General features: G+C 51.0%; 2 rRNA genes. Both read left to right on the top strand.

The window, feature by feature from the left end:
• The first annotated feature begins 170 nt into the window (after window positions 1-170).
• Window positions 171-3,063, top strand: a 23S ribosomal RNA gene (locus ACZYR5_RS29510).
• A 156-nt stretch (window positions 3,064-3,219) separates the two neighbouring features.
• A 5S ribosomal RNA gene (rrf, locus tag ACZYR5_RS29505) occupies window positions 3,220-3,335 on the top strand.
• The last annotated feature ends 24 nt before the right edge of the window (window positions 3,336-3,359 follow it).

Genomic DNA, 3,359 nt, shown 5'->3' with positions numbered 1-3,359 from the left:
GATTAGATCGTTCTTTAAAAATTTGGGTATGTGATAGAAAGATAGACTGAACGTTACTTTCACTGGTAACGGATCAGGCTAAGGTAAAATTTGTGAGTGACTCTTAAGAGTTTTGCGAATTTTCGGCGAATGTCGTCTTCATAGTATAACCAGATTGCTTGGGGTTATATGGTCAAGTGAAGAAGCGCATACGGTGGATGCCTTGGCAGTCAGAGGCGATGAAAGACGTGGTAGCCTGCGAAAAGCTTCGGGGAGTCGGCAAACAGACTTTGATCCGGAGATGTCTGAATGGGGGAACCCAGCCATCATAAGATGGTTATCTTGTACTGAATACATAGGTGCAAGAGGCGAACCAGGGGAACTGAAACATCTAAGTACCCTGAGGAAAAGAAATCAACCGAGATTCCCTTAGTAGTGGCGAGCGAACGGGGACTAGCCCTTAAGTGGCTTTGAGATTAGCGGAACGCTCTGGAAAGTGCGGCCATAGTGGGTGATAGCCCTGTACGCGAAAATCTCTTGGTCATGAAATCGAGTAGGACGGAGCACGAGAAACTTTGTCTGAATATGGGGGGACCATCCTCCAAGGCTAAATACTACTGACTGACCGATAGTGAACTAGTACCGTGAGGGAAAGGCGAAAAGAACCCCGGAGAGGGGAGTGAAATAGATCCTGAAACCGTATGCGTACAAGCAGTGGGAGCAGACTTTGTTCTGTGACTGCGTACCTTTTGTATAATGGGTCAGCGACTTATTTTCAGTGGCGAGCTTAACCGAATAGGGGAGGCGTAGCGAAAGCGAGTCTTAATAGGGCGTCTAGTCGCTGGGAATAGACCCGAAACCGGGCGATCTATCCATGGGCAGGTTGAAGGTTGGGTAACACTAACTGGAGGACCGAACCGACTACCGTTGAAAAGTTAGCGGATGACCTGTGGATCGGAGTGAAAGGCTAATCAAGCTCGGAGATAGCTGGTTCTCCTCGAAAGCTATTTAGGTAGCGCCTCATGTATCACTGTAGGGGGTAGAGCACTGTTTCGGCTAGGGGGTCATCCCGACTTACCAAACCGATGCAAACTCCGAATACCTACAAGTGCCGAGCATGGGAGACACACGGCGGGTGCTAACGTCCGTCGTGAAAAGGGAAACAACCCAGACCGTCAGCTAAGGTCCCAAAGTTATGGTTAAGTGGGAAACGATGTGGGAAGGCTTAGACAGCTAGGAGGTTGGCTTAGAAGCAGCCACCCTTTAAAGAAAGCGTAATAGCTCACTAGTCGAGTCGGCCTGCGCGGAAGATGTAACGGGGCTCAAACCATACACCGAAGCTACGGGTATCATCTTCGGATGATGCGGTAGAGGAGCGTTCTGTAAGCCTGTGAAGGTGAGTTGAGAAGCTTGCTGGAGGTATCAGAAGTGCGAATGCTGACATGAGTAACGACAATGGGTGTGAAAAACACCCACGCCGAAAGACCAAGGTTTCCTGCGCAACGTTAATCGACGCAGGGTTAGTCGGTCCCTAAGGCGAGGCTGAAAAGCGTAGTCGATGGAAAACAGGTTAATATTCCTGTACTTCTGGTTATTGCGATGGAGGGACGGAGAAGGCTAGGCCAGCTTGGCGTTGGTTGTCCAAGTTTAAGGTGGTAGGCTGGAATCTTAGGTAAATCCGGGATTCTAAGGCCGAGAGCTGATGACGAGTTGTCTTTAGACGACGAAGTGGTTGATGCCATGCTTCCAAGAAAAGCTTCTAAGCTTCAGGTAACCAGGAACCGTACCCCAAACCGACACAGGTGGTTGGGTAGAGAATACCAAGGCGCTTGAGAGAACTCGGGTGAAGGAACTAGGCAAAATGGCACCGTAACTTCGGGAGAAGGTGCGCCGGTGAGGGTGAAGGACTTGCTCCGTAAGCTCATGCCGGTCGAAGATACCAGGCCGCTGCGACTGTTTATTAAAAACACAGCACTCTGCAAACACGAAAGTGGACGTATAGGGTGTGACGCCTGCCCGGTGCCGGAAGGTTAATTGATGGGGTTAGCTAACGCGAAGCTCTTGATCGAAGCCCCGGTAAACGGCGGCCGTAACTATAACGGTCCTAAGGTAGCGAAATTCCTTGTCGGGTAAGTTCCGACCTGCACGAATGGCGTAACGATGGCGGCGCTGTCTCCACCCGAGACTCAGTGAAATTGAAATCGCTGTGAAGATGCAGTGTATCCGCGGCTAGACGGAAAGACCCCGTGAACCTTTACTATAGCTTTGCACTGGACTTTGAATTTGCTTGTGTAGGATAGGTGGGAGGCTTTGAAGCGTGGACGCCAGTCTGCGTGGAGCCATCCTTGAAATACCACCCTGGCAACTTTGAGGTTCTAACTCAGGTCCGTTATCCGGATCGAGGACAGTGTATGGTGGGTAGTTTGACTGGGGCGGTCTCCTCCTAAAGAGTAACGGAGGAGTACGAAGGTGCGCTCAGACCGGTCGGAAATCGGTCGTAGAGTATAAAGGCAAAAGCGCGCTTGACTGCGAGACAGACACGTCGAGCAGGTACGAAAGTAGGTCTTAGTGATCCGGTGGTTCTGTATGGAAGGGCCATCGCTCAACGGATAAAAGGTACTCCGGGGATAACAGGCTGATACCGCCCAAGAGTTCATATCGACGGCGGTGTTTGGCACCTCGATGTCGGCTCATCACATCCTGGGGCTGAAGCCGGTCCCAAGGGTATGGCTGTTCGCCATTTAAAGTGGTACGCGAGCTGGGTTTAGAACGTCGTGAGACAGTTCGGTCCCTATCTGCCGTGGACGTTTGAGATTTGAGAGGGGCTGCTCCTAGTACGAGAGGACCGGAGTGGACGAACCTCTGGTGTTCCGGTTGTCACGCCAGTGGCATTGCCGGGTAGCTATGTTCGGAATAGATAACCGCTGAAAGCATCTAAGCGGGAAACTAGCCTCAAGATGAGATCTCACTGGAACCTTGAGTTCCCTGAAGGGCCGTCGAAGACTACGACGTTGATAGGTTGGGTGTGTAAGCGCTGTGAGGCGTTGAGCTAACCAATACTAATTGCCCGTGAGGCTTGACCATATAACACCCAAGCAATCTGCATGCTCGAAAGAGACCAGATTGCGGTGTGTGAAGACGATACAAACCGAAAGTTTGCGACTCACAAAACACCGAAAGCTGTCACATACCCAATTTGCTGAAGCGAGGCCATCTGGCCACGACTCAGTACCCGAATTTCTTGACGACCATAGAGCATTGGAACCACCTGATCCCATCCCGAACTCAGCAGTGAAACGATGCATCGCCGATGGTAGTGTGGGGTTTCCCCATGTGAGAGTAGGTCATCGTCAAGATTAAATTCCGAAACCCCTATCTGC

The organism is Pseudomonas sp. F007 (genome assembly GCF_057814275.1).
Note: the sequence above shows the minus strand (reverse complement) of the source record. Positions and strands in the feature narration are given on the sequence as shown.